The 21697-nt window shown below is 63.1% G+C and carries 34 protein-coding genes and 1 pseudogene; 11 read left to right on the top strand and 24 right to left on the bottom strand.

What is annotated here, in order from left to right:
- Positions 1 to 5: 5 nt before the first annotated feature.
- From B0E41_RS22435 to B0E41_RS22420, 4 genes are all read right to left on the bottom strand, one after another.
- Positions 6 to 476 (bottom strand): F0F1 ATP synthase subunit B, encoded by a 471-nt coding sequence (locus tag B0E41_RS22435; protein ID WP_077334649.1) that lies wholly within the window; start codon positions 474 to 476, stop codon positions 6 to 8.
- Between the two features lie 121 nt (positions 477 to 597).
- Complete coding sequence (atpE, locus tag B0E41_RS22430; RefSeq protein ID WP_077334647.1) at positions 598 to 846, bottom strand: F0F1 ATP synthase subunit C; 249 nt, start codon at positions 844 to 846, stop codon at positions 598 to 600.
- 77 nt (positions 847 to 923) lie between these two features.
- On the bottom strand, positions 924 to 1808 hold the full coding sequence (atpB, locus tag B0E41_RS22425; protein ID WP_077334644.1) for a F0F1 ATP synthase subunit A: 885 nt from the start codon (positions 1806 to 1808) through the stop codon (positions 924 to 926).
- A 28-nt stretch (positions 1809 to 1836) separates the two neighbouring features.
- Positions 1837 to 2337, bottom strand: coding sequence for an ATP synthase subunit I (locus tag B0E41_RS22420; RefSeq protein ID WP_077334642.1), 501 nt, complete (start codon positions 2335 to 2337; stop codon positions 1837 to 1839).
- Between the two features lie 215 nt (positions 2338 to 2552).
- Between B0E41_RS22420 and B0E41_RS27845 the strand changes: the two genes are divergently transcribed.
- From B0E41_RS27845 to lipA, 5 genes are all read left to right on the top strand, one after another.
- Positions 2553 to 2753, top strand: a complete 201-nt coding sequence (locus B0E41_RS27845) for a hypothetical protein (protein ID WP_363352440.1) — start codon at positions 2553 to 2555, stop codon at positions 2751 to 2753.
- Between the two features lie 88 nt (positions 2754 to 2841).
- A complete protein-coding gene (locus B0E41_RS27840) occupies positions 2842 to 3213 on the top strand; it encodes an aminotransferase class IV (RefSeq protein WP_363352437.1) in 372 nt (123 codons plus the stop codon).
- A gap of 9 nt (positions 3214 to 3222) precedes the next feature.
- Positions 3223 to 3507, top strand: coding sequence for a DUF493 family protein (locus tag B0E41_RS22410; RefSeq protein WP_077334640.1), 285 nt, complete (start codon positions 3223 to 3225; stop codon positions 3505 to 3507).
- 2 nt (positions 3508 to 3509) lie between these two features.
- Positions 3510 to 4205, top strand: a complete 696-nt coding sequence (gene lipB / locus B0E41_RS22405) for a lipoyl(octanoyl) transferase LipB (protein WP_077334638.1) — start codon at positions 3510 to 3512, stop codon at positions 4203 to 4205.
- 28 nt (positions 4206 to 4233) lie between these two features.
- Complete coding sequence (lipA, locus tag B0E41_RS22400; RefSeq protein ID WP_077334636.1) at positions 4234 to 5223, top strand: lipoyl synthase; 990 nt, start codon at positions 4234 to 4236, stop codon at positions 5221 to 5223.
- A 13-nt stretch (positions 5224 to 5236) separates the two neighbouring features.
- On the opposite strand, the gene B0E41_RS22395 is transcribed toward lipA, so the two are convergent.
- Positions 5237 to 5590, bottom strand: a complete 354-nt coding sequence (locus B0E41_RS22395) for a carboxymuconolactone decarboxylase family protein (protein WP_171984846.1) — start codon at positions 5588 to 5590, stop codon at positions 5237 to 5239.
- Between the two features lie 103 nt (positions 5591 to 5693).
- Between B0E41_RS22395 and B0E41_RS22390 the strand changes: the two genes are divergently transcribed.
- Positions 5694 to 6530, top strand: a complete 837-nt coding sequence (locus tag B0E41_RS22390; protein WP_077334635.1) for a DMT family transporter — start codon at positions 5694 to 5696, stop codon at positions 6528 to 6530.
- Positions 6531 to 6673: 143 nt separating this feature from the next.
- Here the strand turns inward: B0E41_RS22390 and ptsP are convergent, their stop codons facing one another.
- The 5 genes from ptsP to B0E41_RS22365 all read right to left on the bottom strand — a co-directional run bounded on the left by ptsP (position 6674) and on the right by B0E41_RS22365 (position 11064).
- Positions 6674 to 8446 (bottom strand): phosphoenolpyruvate--protein phosphotransferase, encoded by a 1773-nt coding sequence (gene ptsP, locus B0E41_RS22385; RefSeq protein ID WP_077334633.1) that lies wholly within the window; start codon positions 8444 to 8446, stop codon positions 6674 to 6676.
- 121 nt (positions 8447 to 8567) lie between these two features.
- Positions 8568 to 8837 carry an HPr family phosphocarrier protein gene (locus B0E41_RS22380; RefSeq protein WP_077334631.1) on the bottom strand — a complete coding sequence of 90 codons (270 nt, stop codon included), beginning with the start codon at positions 8835 to 8837 and terminating at the stop codon, positions 8568 to 8570.
- Positions 8806 to 9252 carry a PTS fructose transporter subunit IIA gene (locus B0E41_RS22375; protein WP_077334629.1) on the bottom strand — a complete coding sequence of 149 codons (447 nt, stop codon included), beginning with the start codon at positions 9250 to 9252 and terminating at the stop codon, positions 8806 to 8808. The genes B0E41_RS22380 and B0E41_RS22375 overlap by 32 nt, the downstream gene beginning before the upstream one ends.
- A 10-nt stretch (positions 9253 to 9262) precedes the next feature.
- On the bottom strand, positions 9263 to 10531 hold the full coding sequence (locus tag B0E41_RS22370; protein ID WP_077334627.1) for an MFS transporter: 1269 nt from the start codon (positions 10529 to 10531) through the stop codon (positions 9263 to 9265).
- Complete coding sequence (locus B0E41_RS22365; protein ID WP_077334625.1) at positions 10528 to 11064, bottom strand: hypothetical protein; 537 nt, start codon at positions 11062 to 11064, stop codon at positions 10528 to 10530. The genes B0E41_RS22370 and B0E41_RS22365 overlap by 4 nt, the downstream gene beginning before the upstream one ends.
- A gap of 57 nt (positions 11065 to 11121) precedes the next feature.
- On the opposite strand from B0E41_RS22365, the gene B0E41_RS22360 reads away from it, so the two are divergent.
- The 3 genes from B0E41_RS22360 to B0E41_RS22350 all read left to right on the top strand — a co-directional run bounded on the left by B0E41_RS22360 (position 11122) and on the right by B0E41_RS22350 (position 13434).
- Entirely contained in the window at positions 11122 to 12387 is a 1266-nt protein-coding gene (locus tag B0E41_RS22360) for a CaiB/BaiF CoA-transferase family protein (protein ID WP_077334665.1), read from the top strand.
- Positions 12388 to 12428: 41 nt separating this feature from the next.
- On the top strand, positions 12429 to 12839 hold the full coding sequence (locus B0E41_RS26835; RefSeq protein WP_143433969.1) for a thioredoxin fold domain-containing protein: 411 nt from the start codon (positions 12429 to 12431) through the stop codon (positions 12837 to 12839).
- Positions 12840 to 12918: 79 nt separating this feature from the next.
- The gene (locus tag B0E41_RS22350) at positions 12919 to 13434 is read left to right on the top strand and encodes a TlpA disulfide reductase family protein (protein WP_077334621.1); all 516 of its coding nucleotides are present in this window, start codon (positions 12919 to 12921) and stop codon (positions 13432 to 13434) included.
- An 85-nt stretch (positions 13435 to 13519) separates the two neighbouring features.
- On the opposite strand, the gene B0E41_RS22345 is transcribed toward B0E41_RS22350, so the two are convergent.
- The gene (locus B0E41_RS22345; RefSeq protein WP_077334619.1) at positions 13520 to 13972 is read right to left on the bottom strand and encodes a cytochrome c; all 453 of its coding nucleotides are present in this window, start codon (positions 13970 to 13972) and stop codon (positions 13520 to 13522) included.
- 151 nt (positions 13973 to 14123) lie between these two features.
- On the opposite strand from B0E41_RS22345, the gene B0E41_RS22340 reads away from it, so the two are divergent.
- Complete coding sequence (locus B0E41_RS22340; protein ID WP_077334617.1) at positions 14124 to 14795, top strand: cytochrome b/b6 domain-containing protein; 672 nt, start codon at positions 14124 to 14126, stop codon at positions 14793 to 14795.
- A gap of 58 nt (positions 14796 to 14853) precedes the next feature.
- Positions 14854 to 15354 (top strand): GNAT family N-acetyltransferase, encoded by a 501-nt coding sequence (locus tag B0E41_RS22335; RefSeq protein ID WP_077334615.1) that lies wholly within the window; start codon positions 14854 to 14856, stop codon positions 15352 to 15354.
- Between the two features lie 77 nt (positions 15355 to 15431).
- Here the strand turns inward: B0E41_RS22335 and B0E41_RS22330 are convergent, their stop codons facing one another.
- The 13 genes and pseudogenes from B0E41_RS22330 to tuf all read right to left on the bottom strand — a co-directional run.
- The gene (locus B0E41_RS22330; RefSeq protein WP_077334613.1) at positions 15432 to 15944 is read right to left on the bottom strand and encodes a peroxiredoxin; all 513 of its coding nucleotides are present in this window, start codon (positions 15942 to 15944) and stop codon (positions 15432 to 15434) included.
- A 130-nt stretch (positions 15945 to 16074) separates the two neighbouring features.
- The gene (rpsQ, locus tag B0E41_RS22325; protein ID WP_077334611.1) at positions 16075 to 16344 is read right to left on the bottom strand and encodes a 30S ribosomal protein S17; all 270 of its coding nucleotides are present in this window, start codon (positions 16342 to 16344) and stop codon (positions 16075 to 16077) included.
- Positions 16345 to 16355: 11 nt separating this feature from the next.
- A complete protein-coding gene (gene rpmC / locus B0E41_RS22320; protein ID WP_077334609.1) occupies positions 16356 to 16559 on the bottom strand; it encodes a 50S ribosomal protein L29 in 204 nt (67 codons plus the stop codon).
- A gap of 15 nt (positions 16560 to 16574) precedes the next feature.
- The gene (gene rplP, locus B0E41_RS22315) at positions 16575 to 16991 is read right to left on the bottom strand and encodes a 50S ribosomal protein L16 (RefSeq protein ID WP_077334607.1); all 417 of its coding nucleotides are present in this window, start codon (positions 16989 to 16991) and stop codon (positions 16575 to 16577) included.
- 2 nt (positions 16992 to 16993) lie between these two features.
- On the bottom strand, positions 16994 to 17869 hold the full coding sequence (gene rpsC, locus B0E41_RS22310; RefSeq protein WP_077334605.1) for a 30S ribosomal protein S3: 876 nt from the start codon (positions 17867 to 17869) through the stop codon (positions 16994 to 16996).
- 15 nt (positions 17870 to 17884) lie between these two features.
- Positions 17885 to 18220: a 50S ribosomal protein L22 gene (gene rplV / locus B0E41_RS22305; RefSeq protein ID WP_077334603.1), complete on the bottom strand. Its 336-nt coding sequence runs from the start codon at positions 18218 to 18220 to the stop codon at positions 17885 to 17887.
- 9 nt (positions 18221 to 18229) lie between these two features.
- Entirely contained in the window at positions 18230 to 18505 is a 276-nt protein-coding gene (gene rpsS, locus B0E41_RS22300) for a 30S ribosomal protein S19 (RefSeq protein WP_077334601.1), read from the bottom strand.
- Between the two features lie 12 nt (positions 18506 to 18517).
- Positions 18518 to 19342 (bottom strand): 50S ribosomal protein L2, encoded by an 825-nt coding sequence (rplB, locus tag B0E41_RS22295; protein WP_077334598.1) that lies wholly within the window; start codon positions 19340 to 19342, stop codon positions 18518 to 18520.
- Between the two features lie 2 nt (positions 19343 to 19344).
- Complete coding sequence (rplW, locus tag B0E41_RS22290; RefSeq protein ID WP_077334596.1) at positions 19345 to 19659, bottom strand: 50S ribosomal protein L23; 315 nt, start codon at positions 19657 to 19659, stop codon at positions 19345 to 19347.
- Positions 19656 to 20276, bottom strand: a complete 621-nt coding sequence (gene rplD / locus B0E41_RS22285; RefSeq protein ID WP_077334594.1) for a 50S ribosomal protein L4 — start codon at positions 20274 to 20276, stop codon at positions 19656 to 19658. Before rplD ends, rplW begins: the two co-directional genes overlap by 4 nt.
- Positions 20276 to 20950: a 50S ribosomal protein L3 gene (gene rplC, locus B0E41_RS22280; protein ID WP_077334592.1), complete on the bottom strand. Its 675-nt coding sequence runs from the start codon at positions 20948 to 20950 to the stop codon at positions 20276 to 20278. The genes rplD and rplC overlap by 1 nt, the downstream gene beginning before the upstream one ends.
- 209 nt (positions 20951 to 21159) lie before the next feature.
- Positions 21160 to 21474, bottom strand: a complete 315-nt coding sequence (gene rpsJ / locus B0E41_RS22275) for a 30S ribosomal protein S10 (RefSeq protein ID WP_068174613.1) — start codon at positions 21472 to 21474, stop codon at positions 21160 to 21162.
- Positions 21475 to 21485: 11 nt separating this feature from the next.
- Positions 21486 to 21697 (bottom strand): annotated as a pseudogene (gene tuf, locus B0E41_RS22270) (elongation factor Tu); the annotation flags it as partial.

Here is a 21697-nt window from a genome sequence, read left to right as displayed (position 1 = left end):
CGGGATCAGAGTTCGGTCTTCAGGCGACCCAGCAACTCGGCGTGAACACCGGCGTTGACTTCGCGCTTGAGGATCTGCTCGGCACCCTTGACAGCCAGGGAGGCCACTTCTTCGCGCAGCGCTTCACGTGCCTTGACGACCTGAGCTTGTGCTTCCTGGTGAGCGGCAGCCACGATCTTGGCGGCTTCTTCGGTCGCACGCGCCTTGGCCTCTTCGATCACGGTCTGTGCACGGCGCTCGGCGTCGGCCAGACGGATGGCCGACTCGTTGCGCGATTGGCTCAACTCTTCTTCCACGCGCTTGTTGGCGACAGCGAGCTCGGACTTGGCTTTTTCAGCCGAGGCCAGGCCTTCGGAAATCTTCAACGCACGCTCGTCAAGAGCTTTGGCGATGGGTGGCCACACGAAGGTCATCGTGAACCACACCAGGATCGCAAAGACGACGGCCTGCGCGAAGAGGGTTGCATTGATATTCATCGCAACGCCTTTCTGTGTGTTGACAAGGGAGTAGACGTGTTTGCTGCGGCTTCGGCGGCGCTGGTACGACCGGACTCAGCGTCCGACCAACCCTGGCCGCCGCGCACGGCAGCAAGAACCATCAGGCCAGCGTGAAGGGATTGGCGAAAGCGAACAGCAGGGCGATGGCCACGCCGATCAGGAAGGCGGCGTCGATCAGACCGGCCAGCAGGAACATCTTGGTTTGCAGGTCGTTCATCAGCTCAGGCTGACGGGCGCCGGACTCGAGGAACTTGCCGCCCATCATGCCGATGCCAACCGAAGCGCCCAAGGCACCCAGACCGACGATAAGACCGCAAGCCAGTGCGACGAGACCCAGAACGTTTTCCATGATGTTTCCTTTGAGATGGAGAAAAGATTAAAGAGAAAGGGAGAGAGAAAACTCAGCGAACGGGAAACCCGCGCCGCTTAGTGAGCGTCATGCGCCTGCCCGAGGTAAATCAGGGCCAGCATCATGAAAATGAACGCCTGCAAGGTGATGATCAAAATATGGAAGATGGTCCACACCGTGCCTGCGATCACATGTCCGATGAAGAACAGTCCACCGCTGAGCGAGAAGGCGGCAAAACCACCCAGCAACGCAATCAGCATGAACACCAGCTCACCCGCGAACATGTTGCCAAACAACCGCATGCCGTGTGAAACCGTCTTGGCCACGAACTCGATCATTTGCATAGAAAAATTCACCACCCCCAGCAGCAAGGCCGCGATCGGATTTTTGCTGGTGCCGAACGGAGCGGTCACCAGTTCGTGCGACCAGCCACCGATGCCCTTGATCTTGATGTTGTAGAACAGGCAAAGCAACAGCACCGAGATCGACAGACCCAGCGTGGTCGACAGATCGGCGGTGGGCACAACACGGAGATAGGCGTGGTGCGGATCGTGGCCGGTGGCGGAGTAGTACTCGGACCAGAGACGCGGTATCAAGTCGACCGGCAGCATGTCCATGAAGTTCATCATGAAAATCCAGACGAACACCGTCAGCGCAAGAGGTGCCACCAGCTTGCGGCTCTCGGCGTTGTGGATCACCGACTTGGCCTGACCATCCACCATTTCAACCAGTATTTCCACGGCAGCCTGGAAGCGACCCGGCGTGCCGGCCGAAGCCTTGCGCGCGGCGCGCCAGAGCAGGAAACACACGAGGGCGCCGAGCACCACACTGAACACCACGGAGTCCAGGTTGATGATCGAAAAATCCACAATGGATTGCTGCTTTTCACCCGAGTTGTTCAAGTGAACCAGGTGGTGCCGGATGTATTCACCCGGGGTGATTGCGTTACCTTCAGCAGCCATGTTTGTTTGCGTCCATCAACCGATTTATTCAACGACGGGTCTGGATCCAGAATCCAAACCAGTACACCTTCAACACAATCACCAGGCCCGCCACCAGGGCCAGCCAGTTCAGGTCGGGAACGATTCTGGGCGCCGACCACAACATGGCCACCGCCAACAGAATCTTGACCCCCTCCCACAAAACAAAACTCATGAACATCGAGATCACATGCCCCGCCGATCGACGGGACAAAGCACTCGACGTCATACCCCAGGCCATCAAGGCCGTCGGGATCACCACCGAAGCTGCGCCGTACAACACCGAAGAAGCCACCGGAACCGAACGGGTGAACAACCACCCCAACATTCCGGTCACCAGCCCCACCAGCACTTGCACACCGACCAGGCGCCAGGCCGACAACGCGGGCTGACTGCGCCGCCACTGCAACGCTTCTTCATGCGTGAGGGGCTTGAAATCGGGGTCAACCGCCCCATCTTCCCAAGCATCAGAGGTTCGCGACGTCGACCCCACCGTCGGTATTGTCGACATGGCAAATTACTGACAGGTTACAAAGGCATGCGATTTGGCACAGCCGTTGATTATACGTAGAAACCCCATCCTCCCGTCAAGGCACTCCGCGAGCGAGACGGTGCACGCACCAAGGGCGACGGATAATTGCTCTGCATGAACATACCGATGCCGGGCACCACCCCCGACCTTCCGCCACCACTGCCCGAATCGCTGTGCCACCTGATGGCGAGACCATGCGGTTGTGCGACGCCAAGGTCAGCGTGATGGACAGAGGCTTCATTTTTTGCGACGGTGTCTATGAAGTGCTACCTGCCTACGAGGGCCACATTTTTCACATCGAGCATGACATGGCTTGGCTGGACCGCTCGCTCGTCGCGTTGCGCATTCATAACCGCACAGCCATGCCGAGTGGCTGGTCATGGCCCGGCGCGTGATCAACGCACACATGGTGTCCACCGGGGCATCCAAACAATTGGTCTACATCCAGGTCACACGCGGATGTCGCGGCAGGTCAGCGCCGACATGGGCGCGGTCGATACCGTGATGTTTCGCGACGACCACCTCAGCGAGGCAGCATCCAATAACGTGTGGGTGGTCAAGGATGGTGTGGTGATGGGCCCGCCAAAGGACCACCTGTTGCTAGAAGGCATACGCTTCGGTTTAGTCGAAGAAATGTGTCAAACGCATGGCATCCCTTTCGACCTGCGGCGCATCACACGCACCGAACTGGAGGCCGACGAACTGATGTTGTCGTCCGCCACCAAAGAGGTGTTGCCCGTCACCATCCTGGACGGCCACCCCGTGGGCCATGGCGCCACGCGTGGTCGCCCGGGCCCCATCTACAGCCGCCTGTCCGCCGCTTACCAACAAGCCAAGGCCAGTCAGTCGATTTGAGGAGCCTCTATGGACATGCCCCGCGAAATCCCGCCCGAACAATCGCTCATCGAGTACCCCTGCCACTTTCCCATCAAGGTGATGGGCGCCAACGTGGATGGCTACGTCACGGCCATGACCCATGTGGCCAAGGCCTTCGACCCCAGCTTCGATGCCTCAACCATCGAGTTGCGGCCGAGCAAGGCCGGCAACTACATGGGTCTCACGCTGTCGGTGTACGTGACCAGCCGCGAGCAGCTCGATGAGCTGTACCGCACGCTGACCACTCACCCGATGGTCAAGATCGTTCTCTAGACATGCAGATCTGCCACCTCGGTCGGGTGGACTACGCACCCACCTATGACGCCATGGTGGCGTTCACCGAGGCGCGCACCGCCGAAACGTCCGACGAACTCTGGGTCTGTGAGCACCCGCCCGTGTTCACCCAGGGCATCGCGGGTAAAGACGACCACCTGCTCGCGCCGGGCGACATCCCGGTGGTCAGGACCAACCGCGGCGGCCAGGTGACCTACCACGGCCCGGGCCAGGTGGTGGCCTACCCGCTGATTGATCTGCAGCGTGCCGGCTACTTCGTCAAGGAATACGTCTACCGCATCGAAGAGGCGGTGATCCGCACGCTGGACCACTTCGGCGTGACCGGCCACCGCGTGGGCGGTGCGCCAGGCATCTACGTGCGGCTGGACGACCCCGCCAGCCACGCTGTGCTGCCGCAGCGCCCCCAGAAAAAAGTGGAAGGCCAGCAGCCTGCAGCCGATCCACATTTCGGCGGTCTGGGCAAGATCGCCGCCCTGGGCATCAAGGTCAGCCGGCACTGCACCTACCATGGCGTGGCACTCAACGTCGCCATGGACCTTCAACCCTACACGCGCATCAACCCGTGTGGATATGCCGGCCTTCAGACGGTGGACCTTTCTACAATCGGGGTCGCCGTTTCATGGGATGAAGCGGCCCAGGTCCTGAGCCAGAAGCTCGGCGCCACCCTCAGCCCTTGAACGCTCTTGCGCCACCCGCGCCCACGCCATGACCCGCCCCGACACACCACAGGCCGCAGCCGGCTACGACGCCACCGCCAAGCAGAAGAGCCAGGCCAAGACCTCACGCATTCCGATCAAGATCGTGCCGGCCGAGGTGCTGAAGAAGCCCGATTGGATCCGCGTCAAGGCCGGTTCGCCCACCACCCGCTTCTACGAGATCAAGGACGTGCTGCGTGCCAACAAGCTGGTCACCGTCTGCGAAGAGGCGAGTTGCCCCAACATCGGCGAGTGCTTCGGCAAAGGCACGGCCACCTTCATGATCATGGGCGACAAGTGCACGCGCCGCTGCCCGTTCTGTGACGTGGGCCACGGCCGCCCCGACCCGCTGGACCTGAACGAACCCGAGAACCTGGCCAAGACGATTGCCCAGCTCAAACTCAAGTACGTGGTGATCACCAGTGTGGACCGCGATGATTTGCGCGACGGCGGCGCCGGCCATTTCGTGGCCTGCATTCAGAAGACCCGCGAACTGTCACCGGACACGCAGATCGAGGTGCTGGTGCCCGACTTCCGCGGCCGTGACGACCGCGCGCTGGAGATCCTGAAGGCCGCACCACCCGACGTGATGAACCACAACCTGGAGACCGCACCGCGTCTTTACAAGGAAGCGCGCCCGGGGTCGGATTACCAGTTCAGCCTGAACCTGCTCAAGAAGTTCAAGGCCCTGTTCCCGCACGTGCCCACCAAGAGCGGCCTGATGGTGGGCCTGGGCGAGACGGATGAAGAGATCCTGGACGTGATGCGCGACATGCGCGCGCACAACATCGAGATGCTGACCATCGGCCAGTACCTCGCGCCCAGCGGCCACCACCTGCCGGTGCGCCGTTATGTGCACCCGGACACCTTCAAGATGTTCGAGGCCGAGGCCTACAAGATGGGCTTCACCCATGCCGCCGTGGGCGCCATGGTGCGCAGCTCGTACCATGCCGACCAGCAGGCGCACAACGCGCTCAACGCGTCAGCTGGCAAGGTCTGATCGTGCAGTGAACTCAGGCTTTGGCCGGGTTCATCTTGTCCCAGGCCGTGATGGCCTCGGCCGCGTACATCAGCGCTGGTCCACCGCCCATGTACACGCAGACTGCCAGCATTTCCTCCAGCTCGGCGCGGGAACATTCCAGACGGAGCAGTGCCTTCACGTGAAAGCCGATACAGCCCGAGCAGCGCTGCGTCACGCCGATGGCGAGCGCGATCAATTCCTTCTGCTTGGCACTCAGCACGCCGTCGGTGATGGCGGCTTTGGCCAGCGCACCAAAGCCGGCCATGGCTTCAGGCTGGGCCTTTCGAAACGGTGCCAAGCTTTCGTTGATGTCCTGAATCAGGCCACTGTGGTCAAACGTGCTCACGCGATGTCCTTTGAAGAAAAATACCCACCAGAGTATCAAACGTGACCCTGCCCTCTGTCCTTGTCATGGATCAAATGCCACCCCGCACAGACGGCGCAACGGCATGACGGCGAACCTGCTGGCGCTCGGCGCCATCGTCCTGTGGGCGTCGCTCGCCGCGCTGGGCGTGTCGCTCACGCACGTGCCGCCGTTCCTGCTGACAGGGCTGGCGCTGCTCATCGGCAGCCTGATCGCGCTGCCGCTGTCGCGTTTTGATGTGCGCCAGTGGCGCGTGCCCTCCAGCACGCTGGCGCTGGGGGTGTACGGCTTGTTCGGTTTTCACTTTTTGCTCTTCATCGCGCTGCGCCATGCGCCTCCCGTGCAAGCGAACCTGGTGAACTATTTGTGGCCGCTGGGCATCGTGGTCATGGCGCCGCTCTTCCTGCCAGGGGTGTCACTCACCACGCGCCACGTGCTCGCCGCCCTGCTCGGCTTCGCCGGCGCGGCGCTCGCGATCCTCGGGCGCGGCGGTGATGGTGCCCAGGCGGTATGGGCCTGGGGCTACATCCCGGCAGCGGCCTCGGCCTTCATCTGGGCCAGCTACTCGCTGATGACGAAACGCGTCACCGCATTTCCCACCGCCGCCATCGGCAGCTTCGCCCTCGCCTCGGGCCTGCTCTCGCTGCTGTGCCACGCGGCGCTGGAGCCGGTGGTGGCGCTGTCAGCCCGCGACTGGGGCCTGATCGCCGTGCTCGGCCTCGGCCCACTGGGCGGCGCCTTCTTCCTGTGGGATGCGGCGCTCAAACGCGGCGACGCGCGACAAATCGGTGTTCTCAGCTTCCTCACGCCGCTGCTGTCCACCCTCACACTGCTCTGGGTGCGCGGTGAAACACCCAGCGCATCGGTGGCCGTGGCGGCGGTAATGATCATCGGCGCAGCGGTGATGGCGACGCGCCGATAGAGGCCTGGCAAACTGAAGCCATCGGCAGGAAACGGCGAGCGTCGCGTCCGAAGCGCGTGCCCGAACCCAGAACGCGGTGAAACCGGCTCCGCCGAGCCACTCGCGTTGCTTCCTGAAGGTGACGCTCAGCGGCGCGGGGGTACCTAATCCGCCATCAACGCAGCCGGGTCCTCGGCCGCCAGCACCGTCTGCGCCCAGGTGGCGAGCTTGGTGGTGTCGCAGCGCAAGATCTGTTGTTTGACCGCGAGGATCTGCGAAGGATGCATGGAGAAACTGCGCAGGCCCAGGCCGAGCAGCAGGCGCGTCATGGTCACGTCGCCGGCCATTTCCCCACAAACGCTCACCCCTTTGCCCTGCGCACGGCACTGCGAGATGGTGCTCGCCAGCAGGTGCAGCACCGCCGGGTGCACCGGGTCGTAGAGGTGCGACACGGCCTCATCGGCGCGGTCGATGGCCAGCGTGTACTGGATGAGGTCGTTGGTGCCGATGGACAGGAAGTCGAAGTAGCGCAGGAACAGCGGGATCGTCAGCGCCGCGGCGGGCACCTCGATCATCGCGCCCAGCCGCACGGGGCCGTGCACCTGACCGCGCGCATCGAGCTGCGCACGGGCTTTGTCGACCAGCGCCAGGGTCTGGCGGATTTCACTGGCGTGGGCCAGCATGGGAACCAGTAGGTTGATGGGCCCAAACGCGGCGGCCCGCAGAATGGCGCGCAACTGCGCCAGGAACATGGCCGGATCGGCCAGGCTCCATCGGATGGCACGCAAGCCCAGCGCCGGGTTGAGGTGGTCTTCGCCAGCACGCACGGGTGAGCGGTCCAGCGGTTTGTCGGCCCCCACATCCACCGTGCGCACGGTGACCGGCAAGCCCTGCATGCCCTCCACCGCGCGGCGGTAGGCGCTGAACTGCTCTTCTTCGTCGGGCAGCTGGCCGTTGCGACCCATGAAAAGAAACTCGGTGCGGAACAGGCCCACGCCCACGGCGCCGGCCTTGAGCGCGCCGACCGCGTCTTCGGGTTGTTCAATGTTGGCAAGCAGCTCGATCTTCTGCCCGTCGAGCGTGACGGCCGGGGTGTTTTTCAGGCGCGAGAGGCGCTCCCGCTCCACCTCGCCCTGACGCTGCTTGAAGCCGTATTCGGCCAGCAAGATGGGCGAGGGGTCGACCACCACCACGCCGGCATCGCCGTCGATGATGACCCAGTCGTCCTGATTGATCAGGTGGCTGGCCGAGCGCGCGCCAACCACGGCGGGGATGTCCATGCTGCGCGCAACGATGGCGGTGTGACTGGTCTTGCCACCCACGTCGGTGACGAAGCCGGCGAACACGCTCTGCTTGAACTGAAGCATGTCGGCCGGCGAGAGGTCGTGCGCGATCAGCACCAGCGGCACGTCGACCGTGGGGTCGAACAGGGTTTCGCCCTTGCCGGCAGCACCCGCCGGTGCCGGGGCGGCCACGGGCGAGGCCACGCCGCGCATGTAACGCAGCATGCGCTCCACCACCTGCTCCAGATCGGCCTTGCGCTCGCGCAGGTAGGGGTCTTCCATCTCGTCGAACTGGCGCGCGATCACCTCCAGCTGGGTGGTCAACGCCCACTCAGCGTTGTAGTGGCGGTGGGTGATCCAGTGCTTGACACCGCTGGTGAGCTGCTCGTCCTGCAGCAGCATGAGGTGCACGTCGAGCAGGGCGCTGAGTTCGGGGTGGGCGTCGTTGGAGCCCAGCTCACCCAAGCTGCCTTGCACCCGCTCGATTTCTTCGATGACGGCGTTGCGCGCGTGGCGCAGACGCAGGATCTCGGCATCGACCTGATCGGCTTTGACGAAGTAGTGCGCCACGTCCATGCGGCTGGACGCCACGATCACCGCCCGCCCGATGGCAATGCCCCGGGAGACCGCGAGACCGTGGACGGTGAAGCTCATGCCCGCTCCGAGCCGGAACGCCTGAGGTCAATGACCGTTTCGCCGCCGGGCCGCCCCAAGGCGAAACAGCCCCCTCGGGGGGCAGCGACCCGCGCAGCGGCGGAGCGTGGGGGCATCAGCATCACTCTCCCTCGCCGAACTTGTCGTTGATCAGCGCCACGATGGCGTCCATGGCGGCTTGCTCGTCGGCACCGTTGGTTTCGACCTCGACCGAACTGCCCAGGCCGGCGGCCAGCATCATGACGCCCATGATGCTCTTGGCGTTGATGCGACGCTCGCCGCGCGACATCCACACTTCGCAGGTGTGCATGCCCGCCAGTTTGGTGAGTTTGGCCGAAGCGCGGGCATGCAGCCCGAGCTTATTGCTGATGGTCACGGTGGTCTTGATCATGGGTTGTTCTTCTCGCCTGATTTTGGGGTGCGGTCACGGCCACCTGGATCACACCCTGCGTCGCCCCGATCATGGCGCGCGTGATCAGCGCGTCCAGCGACTCGTGCCGGTACGACACGGTGCGCAGCAGCATCGGCAAATTGACACCAGCGATCAGCTTGGACTGCACGCCATCCACCAGCTTTTGTGCCACGTTACAGGGTGTGGCGCCAAACACGTCGGTCACGACCAGGGTGTTGGGCTGGTTCAACTGCCGCATGAGGATGCGTGCCTGGGCCAGCGACTCTTCGGGCGGCGCGTTGGGTTGAACATCCAGGGCCGACACCGCATCAGCGCTGTCGGGAAACACATGCAACACACACTGCCGCAAGGCCGAAGCCAGGGGCGCGTGGGCAATGATGAGGATGCCGTTCATCTCCGGGAGTTTAGCCCCGAGCGCTCGCGGACTGCAGGCGGTATCCGCGCAAAAAGAGGGCGTACGCCCACAAACAACACAGACCGAAGACACCGATGGCGCCGCGAAAGCTGTCCAGGGTGTTCCAACCGATCCGGCCGAAGGCATCGATCAGCAGGCCGATCACCCACTGCACGCTGAACACGCCCGCGAAGATCACCAGGTTGTAGGCCGAGAGCGCACGCCCCGCTGCTTGCGCGGGCAGCGCCAGTGCCACCGCGGGCTGTGACAAGGACACGAAGGTGCTGCAGACGCAGAACGCCGCCCACAGCGGCCAGCCGGCGCCCGCCCCGAGCCAGATGATCGACCCCAGCATCAGAAAGCTCGACGGCAGCCCCCAGGCGATGAGCCGCTCGGCCCGCGGGCCCCGGCGCGCCAGGTGCGGATTGACCACGCCCCAGAGCCAGAACGCCATGAGCATGCACAGGTTGATGCCGAACAGGCCCAGCGCCGACTGCGCTGGCGTGTAGCCGGCCACTTTCACCATCCACGGTCCGGCCCACAGCGTCTGCACCGCGACCATGCCGCCGTAGTTGAAGAAGCCGATCGGCAGCATCTGGCGGAAGTAGGGATGGCGCCAGATGTCGCGGTACCCCACCGGGGGTGAGACAGACGCAGGGGCATCCGCCGCCTTCCGCCAGGCCGGCACCATCGCGGCCAGCCCGAGCATCGACACCAGCACCAGCGCCGCCAGTCCCCAGAACAGGCCTCGCCAGCCCAGCACCGGCATCAGCCACTGCACCGGCAGCGTGGAGGCCACCATGCCCAGCGAGCCCGTCATCAGCATCCAGGAGTTCGCCCGCATCTGCGTGGCCGGCGGCAGCCAGCGCCGGTATCCCGTGAGCGGTGCCATGAGGCAGGCACTCACGCCCATGCCCGTCAGGACGCGCGCGGCCAGCAGGCCGGCGAAGCTGGTGGCCATCGCAAACGCCGCACAGCCCAGCACGGCCACACCGAGAAAGGCGAGGATCACACGGCGCGGGCCGTGACGATCCAGCCAGACGCCCAGCGGCAACTGGGTGAGCGCAAACCCGAAGAAATAGCCGCCCGCCAGCAAGCCCAGGTCGCTGGCAGTGAGCGCGAGCTCGGCGCTGAGCACCGGCGAGAGCGTGGCCGTGACGGCGCGCACCAACGCCGACAGAAAGTAGGCCAGCGCAAACGCCAGAAACACCCACACCGCCTGGCGTGCGCCCAGCCATTCGTTCTCCGTCGGTGCCAATGGCTCGGTGACGTGGCTCATGGGGCCGACAGGCGCAGGCCGGCGAAAAACGGCTCCACCGCCTCGTCCGGCAGCGTCCCGCCGTAGACCGCCGCCTGAAAAACCCGTGATCCCTGGGCGAAGTACGCGGCGCGCGTCTGCACTGGTTGGCCCTGCGGGTCCTGGCCTTGCGCCCTCACCCCCAGCACCGAGGGTGCCCCGGCCACGGTCACGTCCCACTGAGTGGAGGGGTCGTCGGCCAACGTGGGCACCACGCGGATGGACTGCAGGCTCGCACTGCGCCAGGCCGCGAGCGCGGGCGCCACCTGGACGGCGTCGCCCACATCGGCCCAGGCCACCGCAAAGCGCAGGCCCCCGGCTTCGCAGCTGTGCATGTGCAGCTCGGTGGACGTGCCGGCCAGCGGCACCGCTCGCGTGGCGCTCTCGGGTTTGCAGGGCATGAGCGCCAGCAGTGGGGTGCCGTCCAGGCGCAGCTCGCGCCAGTTGAAAGTGGGGCTGCAGGCGCCCAGGGCCAGCAACGCGGTCAGCGCAGCGGCGCGGGAGGAAATCGGCAACGGAGTCTCCGGAAAGACGCGACAGTGTGGCGCCGCCGCGGCGGGCACAATGGCCCGATGAACGCATTGGATGGTATCCGCATACTCGATTTGTCCCGCGTGCTCGCCGGCCCCTGGTGCACCCAGACGCTGGCGGATCTGGGCGCCGACGTGGTGAAGGTGGAGCGCCCGCCCGGTCCCAGTCACCCCGGCGGAGACGACACGCGCGGCTGGGGCCCGCCCTTCCTGCAAGGCCGCGACGGCGCCGACACCGCCGAGGCGGCCTACTACCTCGGCGCCAACCGCAACAAGCGCTCCATCACCTGCGACATCGCGCAGCCCGAAGGCCAGGCGCTGATCCGGGAGCTGGCCGCGAAAGCCGATGTGTTCGTGGAGAACTACAAGGTCGGCGACATGGCGCGTTACGGGCTGAACTTTGCCTCGCTGCACGCCCTCAACCCCAAGCTCGTCTACTGCTCCATCACTGGCTTCGGCCAGACCGGGCCGTACAAAGACCGCGCGGGCTACGACTACGCGATCCAGGGTATGGGCGGGCTCATGAGCGTGACCGGCGAACGCGACGACCTGCCCGGCGGCGGTCCACAGAAGGTGGGCGTGGCGGTGGCCGACCTGTTCACCGGGCTCTACGCCACCGTCGCCATCCAGGCCGCGCTGCGCCACGCCGAACGCACCGGCGAGGGTCAGCACATCGACATGGCCCTGCTCGACACGCAGGTCGCCATGCTCGCCAACCTGGGCGCCAACTACCTGGTGCGCGGCCGCGAGGACGGCCAGGTGCCCGGCCGAGCGGGCAACGCGCACGTCAACATCGTGCCGTACCAGGTGTTTGAAGTGGCGCCGGACGCGCAGGGCCAGGTGCAACATGTCATCCTGGCCGTGGGCAACGACAGCCAGTTCGCCAAGTTCTGCGAGGTGGCAGGCTGCCCTGAGCTGGCGGCGGACGAGCGCTTCGCCCGCAACCAGAACCGCGTGCGCCACCGAGACGTGCTGGTGCCGCTGCTAGAAGCGATCATGAAAACCCGCAGCAAGGCCGAATGGCTGGCCGCGTTGGAAGCCGCCAAGGTGCCCGGCGGCCCGATCAACAACCTGGCCGAGGTGTTTGCCGACCCCCAGGTGCAAGCGCGCGACATGGTGCAGACCTGGCAGCACCCACTGGCCGACGCGGTGGACCTGGTCGCCAGCCCACTCAAGCTCAGCGCCACGCCCGTGCGCAGCGACCTGCCACCGCCCCTGCTGGGGGAACACACCTCGGAGGTGCTGGCCGACTGGCTGGGCGCCGGTGAAATCCGGTTGGCAGAACTCCGGGGACGCGGTATCGTCTGATTTACATCAGCATCCGCTGATATTCAATCAACGAGGACGCCATGGCCCCCGCCACACCAACCGCTCTGCCCACTCCCGCGTCGCTGCGCGGCGCCGCCCAGGCCGCTGCAGCCCTGGGCGAACCTCTGGTGGTGATGACCACACTGGCCGGTTGCCCTTACTGCGACCTGGTGCGCAACCACCACCTGCTGCCCATGCGGCGCGCCGGACAGGTGCAGGCGGTGCAGATCGACACCCGAGACCGCGCCAGCAACCTGCAAGGCTTTCATGGCGAAACCACCACGCCGGCCGAACAGGCCGGGGTGTGGAAGGCACGCTTCACCCCCACGGTGCTGTTTCTGGGCCCGCAAGGCCAGGAGCTGGCCGAGCGCCTGGTGGGGGTGGCGGTGGCTGACTTCTATGGCGAGTACCTGGACACCCGTCTCCAGGAAGCCCGCAAACGGCTTCGTTGACCGGCGTGTTGGCGTCAAAGAGTGAACTCCCGGACAATCGGGTGATCACACACCCCGTGCCCCCCTTCACTGACGCTCCATGACGCCCGATTTTTTCCACCGCCGCCGCTCCCTTACTGTCTTGCTTGTCCTGGCTGGTGCCGGTGTGCTGGGTCTGAGCGGATGTGCCGCCGGCGATGAAGCCCCGGCCTCCAATTTCGTTTTGCTCGACGGCACCACCACCACGACCGAGCAGCTCAAGGGCAAGGTGACGCTGGTGAATTTCTGGGCCACCACCTGCGTGACCTGTGTCAAAGAAATGCCATCGCTGGTGTCCACATTCAACAAGTACCAGGCCAAGGGTTTCGAAACGGTGGCGGTAGCGATGAGCTACGACCAGCCCGCCTGGGTGCTCAACTACGCGCAGACCCGCCAGCTGCCCTTCAAGGTGGCTCTCGACAACACCGGGGACATCGCCAAGAGCTGGGGCGACGTGAAGCTCACGCCCACCACCTACCTTCTGGACAAACAGGGACTCATCGTCAAGCGCTTCGTTGGCGAGCCCGACTTCACCGCCCTGCACAGCCTGATTGAGGAACTGCTGGCGAAAAGTTGAGCCTCGCTGGGTGCGCATGAAGAAGGGGCTGGTGTCGTTGGACACCAGCCCCTTCTTCATTCAGGTGTGCGGTTGACGTGTTGTCTCACTCTTTGCGGTAGGCATCGTGGCAGGCTTTGCAGCTCTTGCCGGCGGCGCCGAACGCGGTTTTGATGGCATCCAGATTGCCCGTTTTGGCGGCGGTGTTGAGTTGAGCCGCAGCAGCCTGCATGTCGTCTGCGCCCTTCTTGAACTTGGCCTGCTCTTCCCAGATTTCCGGCTTGGCTCGGGTTTCACCCTTGTCGGATCCGGCCACGAAACCCGCCCACGGCAGCTTGCTCATGGCTTCAACGATGGCGGCGTTCTCGGCCGCGATCTTGGCGTCAAACGGGGCCTTTTCACTGGCCATGGCACCGATCCGCCCAAAGTGGGCCCCCATCACCGTCATGGCGGCTTTGCGGTACTTGACGGCGTCTTCGGGCTTCTGGAACTGCGCCATGGCCGGCAGCGACAGCATGGAAGCGGCGGCCGCGAGCGTGAACGAAGCAAGCAATTTCATGGAGACTCCTGAACAGAAAAGTTGGTTTTCGAGCAAGGTAGCCGTGGGAGCTACCCGAGCGTGAGTTGATGACGTGGGAAAAAGTTCCGCAGGAACCGAAGTCCGTGTATCTTCTCTACCGATCTTTCAACCGCTTCTGGATACCCGCCACATGCACGTCGTTCGCGTCTGGGACCTGCCCACCCGACTCTTCCACTGGGCTCTGGTGGTCTGCTTCATCGGTTCGATCGTCACCGCCAACGTGGGTGGCAACTGGATGAACTGGCACCTCCGGCTGGGCTACACGGTACTGAGCCTGCTGCTGTTCCGACTGGTCTGGGGCTTCGTAGGGGGTCACTGGTCACGCTTCAGCAACTTCGTCTATGGACCGTCCACGGTGTTGGCTTATCTGCGAGGCCATGCCAAACCAGAACACCAAATCGGTCACAACCCGCTGGGCATGCTGTCGGTGCTTGCGCTGCTGTTCATCCTGCTGGCCCAGGTCGGCACGGGTTTGATCGCCGACGACGAGATTGCCTTCACCGGCCCACTGGTGCGCTTCGTGTCGGGGGAGACCATCAGCGATGCCACCAGTTACCACAAGAACGTCGGCAAGTTCATCGTGCTCGCGCTGGTGGTGATTCACCTGCTGGCCATTGCCTTCTACAAACTCGTGAAGAAAGACAACCTGGTGCGACCCATGGTGATCGGTGACAAGGAAGTCAGCTTCCCCGCGCCCAGTGCCCACGACACTGCGGGTTCCCGCATCGCCGCTCTGGTGGTGTTTGGCCTGTGCGCGGCAGCGGTGTACGGTCTGGTCAGCCTGGGCAACATGAGCGCGTGACCGTTTTCGATGCTGGAGGGCTGTCGTATAGTGCGCCTCTGGACCTTCTTGTCACCCCATGCCAGCCCCCCAACACGCGACCGCGCTGTCCTTGACCCCGGCCCAAACGCCCGAGCAGTTGCTTGCCGTTCGCCACTTGTTTCAGGACTACCAGACCGATCTGGGCATCGACCTGTGCTTTCAGGGCTTTGAACAGGAACTGAACGAACTGCCCGGCGCCTATGTTGAACCCTCCGGGGCACTGCTGCTGGCCACTGTCGACGGCCAACCTGCCGGCTGCTGCGCTTTCAGGCCCTTGATCAACAGCGACCACTTGAACGCCTGCGAGATGAAGCGCCTTTTTGTGCGCAACGGCTACCGAGGTTTGGGTCTGGGGCGCCAACTGGTGGAGGCCATCATTGAACTGGCCCAGCGTGCCGGCTACACCACCATGCTGCTGGACACCCTGAGCGACATGGAGTCAGCCCGGGCGCTCTACCAGGAGGTGGGCTTCGTCGAGACCGAGCCCTATTACCACAACCCCATTCCCGGCGCGCACTACCTCAAGCTCAGCCTCTGACCTCCGTTCAACACCAAACAGAAGGGGCGGTGTGGTCCATCACACCGCCCCTTCTGTTTGGGAATCAGGCCTGAAAATCAGGCGCCTGCGCTGGCCTGTGTCACCAAGGTGGCGGCATCGCTCACCTCGAACTTACCTGGGCCTTCGATGTTGAGCGTCTTGACCACGCCATCCTTGACAAGCATCGAATAGCGGTTACTGCGCAAGCCCAGGCCCTTGCCGGTGAGGTCCAACGTCAGGCCAGTGGCCTTGGCGAATGCAGCGTCGCCATCGGCCAACATGCGCACCTTGTCGCCGGTCTTCTGGTCACGCGCCCAGGCACCCATCACGAACGCGTCGTTGACGCTCAGACACCAGATCTCGTCGACGCCTGCGGCCTTGAAGGCCTCGTGCTGCTCGACAAAACCGGGCACGTGCTTGGCCGAGCACGTTGGCGTGAACGCACCGGGCAGGGCAAACAGCGCAATCGTCTTGCCGGCGCTGGCCTTGATGGTGTCCACCGGGTTCGGGCCGATGCTGCAGCCACCGCCTTCAACCTCGATGTATTCCATCAGCGTGGCCGCCGGGATCTTGTCGCCAACCTGAATCATGTGTTGCTCCTCGTGTGATGGCCCGCAGGCCGTTGTCGTGAGCCCCTTGAAAACCGGGGGCCAGAAAAGAAAAAAGCGACCGAATTGTCGGTCGCTTTTCAGATCCACGCTGCGAGCAGCGGGAACAGGCTTACACCAGCTCGGCTTTTTGCACCAAGCGGGTGGCCACCCAGTTTTTCGTCTTCGACAGCGGACGGCTCTCGGAGATTTCGATGACGTCGCCCATCTTGTACTCGCCCTTTTCATCATGGGCGTGGTACTTGCTGGACTTCGCAACGATCTTGTCGTAGAGCTCGTGCTTGACGCGACGCTCCACCAGAACCGTCACGGTTTTGGTGCGCTTGTCGCTCACGACCTTGCCGATCAAGGTGCGCTTGAGGGATGTTTTAGCTTCCGTCATGGGTTCGCTCCTTATTTGGCCGCAGCAGCACGCTGCTTCTCGGCCAGAATCGTCTTGGCACGGGCAATGGAACGACGGGTGTCGCCCAACGTGGCGTTGTTGTTGAGTTGTTGCGTGGCTTTCTGCATGCGAAGACCGAAATGGGCCTTCTGCAGAGACTTCACTTCGGCTTCGAGGCCGGCCACATCCTTTTGGCGCAGTTCAGCAGTTTTCATCTATGTTCTCCTGAATCACTGACCCAACATGCGCGTCACGAACGTGGTGCGCAGGGGAAGTTTGGCGGCGGCCAGCGTGAAGGCTTCACGAGCCAACTCTTCGGTCACACCCACGATTTCGTAGAGCACCTTGCCGGGCTGAATTTCAGCCACGTAGTACTCCACCGAACCCTTGCCGTTGCCCATGCGGACTTCGGCAGGCTTCTGGGAAATCGGCTTGTCTGGGAACACGCGGATCCAGATGCGGCCGCCACGCTTCACGTGACGGGAAATCGCACGGCGTGCGGCTTCGATCTGGCGGGCCGTCAGACGGCCACGGTCGGTGGACTTCAGACCGAAGTCACCAAAAGCCACCGTCGCGCCACTGGTGGCGACGCCGGTATTGCGGCCTTTTTGCTCTTTACGGTACTTGCGGCGAGCGGGTTGCAGCATGTTTATTCTCCTTTACCGTCCGCAGGTGCCCCTGCGGGTGCGTCTTTGCGAACGCGCTTAACGGCGGGTTTGTCGGTGCCTGCAGTGGCTTCGGCAGGCTTGTCGCTGCCATCGGCCGGTGCGGCATTGGCGCCAGGGCGGCGAACCGCAGCGCGGGCAGGAGGACCTGCTGGACGCTCACGGCGCGGACCGCGCGGACGACGGTCTTCTTCGGAACGCGGTGCTTCGGCGGCCACGGGCGCATCGTTGCGGCCCAGGGTGTCGCCCTTGTAGACCCAGACCTTGACACCGATGATGCCGTAGGTGGTCTTGGCTTCGGACGTGCCGTAGTCGATATCAGCGCGCAGGGTGTGAAGCGGCACGCGGCCTTCGCGATACCACTCGCAGCGGGCGATCTCGATACCGTTCAGACGACCGGACGACATGATCTTGATGCCCAGGGCACCCAGACGCATGGCGTTCTGCATCGCACGCTTCATGGCGCGGCGGAACATGATCCGTTTTTCGAGCTGCTGCGTGATGGAGTCGGCGATCAGCTTGGCATCGATTTCAGGCTTGCGCACTTCTTCGATGTTCACTGCAACCGGCACACCCAGCTTGGCGGCCAGGTCTTTCTTCAGCTTCTCGATGTCCTCGCCCTTCTTGCCGATCACCACGCCCGGCCGTGCCGAGTAGATGGTGATGCGGGCGTTCTTGGCGGGGCGCTCGATCACGACGCGCGACACGGCGGCGTTCTTCAGCTTGCCCTTGAGGTACTCGCGCACCTTGATGTCTTCGGCCAGCATGCCGGCGAAGTCACGGTTGCTTGCGTACCAGCGGCTGGCCCAGTTGCGGGAAACTGCGAGGCGGAACCCGGTGGGGTTGATTTTCTGTCCCATATTCCTGTGACCTCTTCAGTTGCCAACTGTCACATAGATGTGACAGGTGGGTTTGCTGATACGGTTGCCACGGCCTTTGGCGCGGGCCGAAAAACGCTTGAGTGTGGTGCCTTGTTCGACGTAGATCGTTTTCACGAACAGTTCATCGATGTCGGCGCCGTCGTTGTGCTCGGCGTTGGCGATCGCGGAATCAAGCGCCTTCTTGACGATGCCAGCAGCCTTCTTCTGCGTGAAGGCCAGGATGTTCAAGGCTTGGTCGACTTTCTTGCCGCGAATCAGGTCAGCAACCAATCGGCCTTTGTCAACCGACAGGCGCACGCCGCGAACGACAGAGCTAGTTTCTGTGGTCATGGTGGTTCCTTACTTCTTGGCTTTTTTGTCGGCCGGGTGGCCTTTGAACGTGCGCGTCAGCGAAAACTCGCCGAGCTTGTGACCCACCATTTGATCGGTGATGTACACAGGCACGTGCTGCTTGCCGTTGTGCACAGCGATCGTCAGGCCGATGAACTCGGGCAGGATCATTGAGCGACGCGACCAGGTCTTGACGGGCTTTTTGTCCTTGGTGGACACGGCCTTCTCCACTTTGGCCATCAGGTGATGGTCAATGAAGGGGCCTTTTTTGAGTGAGCGAGTCATGTTGTCAACCCTTTACTTCTTGCGACGCGAGACGATCATCGACTGCGTGCGGCGGTTGTTGCGGGTGCGATATCCCTTGGTCAGGTTGCCCCACGGATCCACCGGAGCGCGGCCTTCGCCGGTCTTGCCTTCACCACCACCGTGCGGGTGATCGATCGGGTTCATCGCGGTACCGCGAACGGTCGGGCGGATGCCCATGTGACGCTTCACACCGGCCTTGCCCAACTGACGCAGGCTGTGCTCGGTGTTGGACACTTCACCAATGGTGGCGCGGCAGTCCACGTGGACCTTGCGCACTTCGCCGGAACGCATGCGAACCTGGGCGTAGATGCCTTCGCGAGCAAGCAACACCGCCGAAGCGCCAGCGGAACGGGCGATTTGCGCGCCTTTGCCGACCTGCAGTTCGATGCAGTGGATGGTGGAACCCACGGGGATGTTGCGGATCGGCAGGGTGTTGCCGACACGGATCGGCGATTCCGAACCGGACAACAGCGTTGCCCCCACTTCAACGCCACGGGGGGCAATGATGTAGCGACGCTCGCCGTCCGCGTAACACAGCAACGCGATGTGCGCCGTGCGGTTCGGGTCGTACTCAATGCGCTCGACCTTGGCCGGGATGTTGTCCTTGTTGCGACGGAAGTCGACCACGCGGTAGTGGTGCTTGGCACCCCCGCCTTTGTGGCGAACCGTGATGTGACCGTTGTTGTTGCGGCCAGCCTTCTGGTGCTGGGGTTCCAACAGCGGTGCGTAACCGTCACCCTTGTGCAGGTGGTCACGCGTGACCTTCACCATGCCGCGACGGCCTGGTGAGGTGGGTTTCATCTTGATCACTGCCATGATTAAACAGCCTCCCCGCCGAAGTTCAGTTCCTGACCCGGCATCAGCGTCACATAGGCCTTGCGCACGTGGTCACGGCGACCAACGGATTTGCCAAAGCGCTTGGATTTGCCCTTTTGGTTGAGTACCGAGACGCCCTTGACCTGCACCTTGAACATCAGTTCCACAGCGGCCTTGATCTCAGGTTTGGAAGCGTCACGCAGCACCTTGAACAGCACAGCGTTGGATTGCTCAGCGGCTTGTGTGGCCTTTTCCGACACGATCGGTGCCACGAGCACCTGCATCAGACGGCCTTCGTCGTATTTTGTGACGCTCATGCGAACATCTCCTTGAGCTGGTCGATGGCAGCCTTGGTGACGAGCACCTTCTTGTAGTGCACCAGCGACACAGGGTCTGCATAACGGGGCTCGACGACGAGCACGTTGGGCAGGTTGCGCGAAGCCAGGTACAGGTTCTCGTCGACTTCTTCGGCGATCACCAGCACATGGCTCAGGTTCATGGCCTTGAACTTGTCGGCCAGCTGCTTGGTCTTGGGCGAATCCACCTTGATGGAATCGACCACGGCCAGACGGCCTTCACGCACCAGTTGCGAGAAGATGGACGCCATGCCGGCGCGGTACATCTTCTTGTTGAGCTTCTGGGTGAAGTTCTCATCCGGGCTGTTCGGGAAGATACGACCACCGCCGCGCCACAGCGGGGAAGAGGTCATACCAGCGCGGGCGCGGCCCGTGCCTTTTTGCTTGAACGGCTTCTTGGTCGAGTGATGGACCTGCTCACGGTCTTTTTGGGCACGCGTACCTTGACGGGCGTTGGCTTGATAGGCCACCACCAGTTGGTGAATCAGCGCTTCGTTGTAGTCACGACCAAACACGGTCTCAGGCACATCCACATTGGACGAAGCCTGACCCTGGTCGTTCAGGAGTTCAACTTGCATCAGTTAGCTCCCTTGTTGACTTTGGCTTTGATGGCGGGCAGGACGGTCAGAAAACCGCCATTGGAACCCGGCACCGCGCCACGGATCATCAGCAGCTGACGGGCTTCGTCGACACGGAAGATGTCCAGGTTCTGGATGGTCTTGGTCTGATCGCCCATGTGGCCGGTCATTTTCTTGCCCGGGAACACACGACCCGGATCCTGGGCCATGGAGATCGAGCCCGGCACGTTGTGCGAACGGCTGTTGCCGTGCGATGCGCGCTGGGATTTGAAGTTGTGGCGCTTGATGGTGCCAGCGAAGCCTTTACCGATGGAAGTGCCTTGCACATCCACCTTCTGGCCAGCGGCAAACACCACATTGGCAGCGACCACAGCACCGGGTTGGTACTGGGCAGCCACGTCAGCGGCGACACGGAATTCCTGAATGATTTCACCCGCTTCAACACCGGCCTTGGCCAGGTGGCCCGCGATGGGCTTGGTGACGCGGGAGGCACGGCGGGCACCAAAGGTGACCTGCAGCGCATCGTAGCCATCGTTGGCTTGGGTTTTCACTTGCGTCACACGGTTGTTGGACACATCGACCACCGTGACAGGAACTGCATCCCCATCATCGGTGAACAGACGCATCATGCCCACCTTGCGACCCAACAACCCGAGGGAGTTGCTAAGACTCATTGTTTTCTCCGTTCCCGACTTCAATTGGCCGGGGCTGATGGTGTGCCCGCCAGCACCTTGCGGTACCGCTGCGACACGTTGTTAAGGCATACCCGATTGGGTAGCGCCGAAAAACGAAAATCTCTCGGACAAGAAGCCCGAAAGCCCGCCAGTATAACCAGCGGGCTTCTTTTGCGCAAGCCCAGCAGTCGCCGAGCTTGCTGCTCGCATCACTGCAGCTTGATTTCGACGTCCACGCCGGCCGGCAGGTCGAGCTTCATCAGGGCATCAACCGTCTTGTCGGTCGGGTCCACGATGTCCATCAAACGCTGGTGGGTGCGGATTTCCAACTGGTCGCGCGACGTCTTGTTGACGTGCGGCGAACGCAGAATGTCGAAACGTTTCATGCGGGTCGGGAGGGGCACAGGGCCCTTGACGATCGCGCCGGTGCGCTTCGCGGTGTCCACGATCTCGGCAGCCGAGGTGTCGATCAGTTTGTAGTCAAACGCCTTCAGGCGGATGCGGATCTTTTGCTTGGAAGACATGTGTGTGCTCCTTACGCAATGATCTTGGCAACGACACCGGCGCCGACGGTACGACCACCTTCGCGAATGGCGAAGCGCAGACCTTCTTCCATGGCGATGGGGTTGATCAGCTTGACCGTGATCGACACGTTGTCACCCGGCATCACCATCTCTTTGCCTTCAGGCAGCTCGATGGCACCCGTCACGTCCGTCGTGCGGAAGTAGAACTGGGGGCGGTAGTTGT

The sequence above is a fragment of the Hydrogenophaga sp. A37 genome (assembly GCF_002001205.1).
GTDB lineage: Bacteria > Pseudomonadota > Gammaproteobacteria > Burkholderiales > Burkholderiaceae_C > Hydrogenophaga.
The sequence above is the reverse complement of the archived record's forward strand: the minus strand, read 5'-3'. Positions and strand labels throughout refer to the sequence as shown.